The organism is Bradyrhizobium sp. AC87j1 (assembly GCF_002936975.1).
Classification (GTDB): domain Bacteria; phylum Pseudomonadota; class Alphaproteobacteria; order Rhizobiales; family Xanthobacteraceae; genus Bradyrhizobium; species Bradyrhizobium shewense.
The window spans coordinates 1-1,551 of the sequence record NZ_PTFE01000234.1 but is presented as its reverse complement, the minus strand read 5'-3'; the positions used below and the strand labels follow the sequence as shown (position 1 = coordinate 1,551).

Sequence of the window (1,551 nt, the reverse complement as noted above, 5' to 3'; positions counted from 1 at the left end):
CCGGTAAGCCGAAAATGGTCGCCCTCATCGCCGTGGCCCGCAAGCTCATCACCATCCTCAACGCCATGCTCAGGGATCGAAAACCATGGCAACCCGCTTGACAAAGAACACAGTCGCTGAGGTGCGAAGCATGCGATGCGAACGCAGCGCGTGCTGAGCCTCGAAGGATGAACGGCCGCGATGCAGCCGGGCTGTCGCCCTTCGAGGCCTTCGCTACGCTCCGGCACCTCAGGGTGACGATGAAACATTTGCGCCTGTTGTTCCGCTTTGTCATTGCGAGCGCGGAGGCGCACTCCTCGCCATGAACTCTCTCAACCCGCTAGCTCCGGCTGCCAGTCCCGCAGTTTTCGCGCAGCACCCGTAACGTCGGCGATCGTCCGAAACGTCCCCGTCTCCACCATCATCGCCCGTGCGAGCCGCACCGCGCGGGCTTCGCTGACGGCGCGCTTCTTCGGGTCCTCGATCAGCTCGAAATCGATGTTGTGGGCAAGGCCGAAGATACGGCGGATGGTCTTTGCGGCCGCGAAGCCGACGGTGTCGGCGAACAGGCGCTGCATGTAGACCTGCCGCTCGGCCTCCAGGCGCGCAACGCCCTGCGCGCCGGCAAAGAGTGAGACCGGATAGGCATCGCCAGTGCCTTCCGCCCGCCAGAGGTCAAGGAACTTTCGGACGAACTCGCTCCAGACCTTTTCGACCGTCTCCAGCACCCAGGCCTCGAATGCGGCCCGCTCGCCCGCCGCACGCTCGTGCCCGGCGGAGGCGAAATAGGCCATGAGGAGGTTGGCGATCACGGCGCCGACGTCGAACCCCATCGGACCATAAAACGCAAATTCGGGATCGATTACCCGCGTCTGGTGGTCCGTCACCATGATCGAGCCGGTGTGGAGGTCACCATGGAGCAGCGCCTCGGGGCTTGCCATGAACTTCAGCTTCAGCCGGGAGATCGCGACATGCAGCTCAATGTCATCGCGCAGGCTTGCCGCGAGCGCATCGAGATACGGCGCAGTCCAGCGATTTTGTTCGGCGATGCGGTAGGGATCGGTGAAGATCAGATCCTCGGTGATCTTGCAGAGCGCATGATTGCCGGCGAACGCGGCGATGCCCTCCTTCTTCTCGGCCGCAGACAGCGCGAGGTCAGAGGTGAAGAACAGCGTTCGCGCCATGAAGGTGGTGATGTCACTGACGAAGCCTGGGTATTGCGTTCCCGCAACCAGCCCCTTGCGCATGATGATGTGGGGTTCGAGCAGCTCCATCACCGTCAGCGCCAGGGCCTCGTTGTGATGCAGCAAAGCCGGCACGAGGCCGGGCGCGAGCTGGGCTTGCCGGGACAGAGCCAGATATTCGTAATGGGCCCGCGACAGCGGCAGCGGCCAGCTCTCGCCGACGAGGCGCACGTAAGGCAGCGCCTGCTTGACGGCGACACCGCCGCCTGCGCCCTTCATGATGAAGACGAGATTGAGATTGCCGTCGCCGACCTCGGTGATCTCCCAGGAGGCCGGGTCGCCGCCCAGAAGTGCGGCAATATCAGGAACGCCTGCCAGATAATCCCGC

1 protein-coding gene and 1 pseudogene are annotated in these 1,551 nt (G+C 63.7%); one reads left to right on the top strand and one right to left on the bottom strand.

All coding sequences use genetic code 11. The annotated features are described in order from the left end of the window. Positions 1 to 101: pseudogene (locus CV770_RS41020) on the top strand (IS110 family transposase); the annotation flags it as partial. A 210-nt stretch (positions 102 to 311) separates the two neighbouring features. On the opposite strand, the gene mtnK reads toward CV770_RS41020, so the two are convergent. Then, positions 312 to 1,551, bottom strand: a 1,240-nt coding sequence (mtnK, locus tag CV770_RS41015; protein ID WP_104466312.1) for an S-methyl-5-thioribose kinase, incomplete at its 5' end; no start/stop codon positions are given.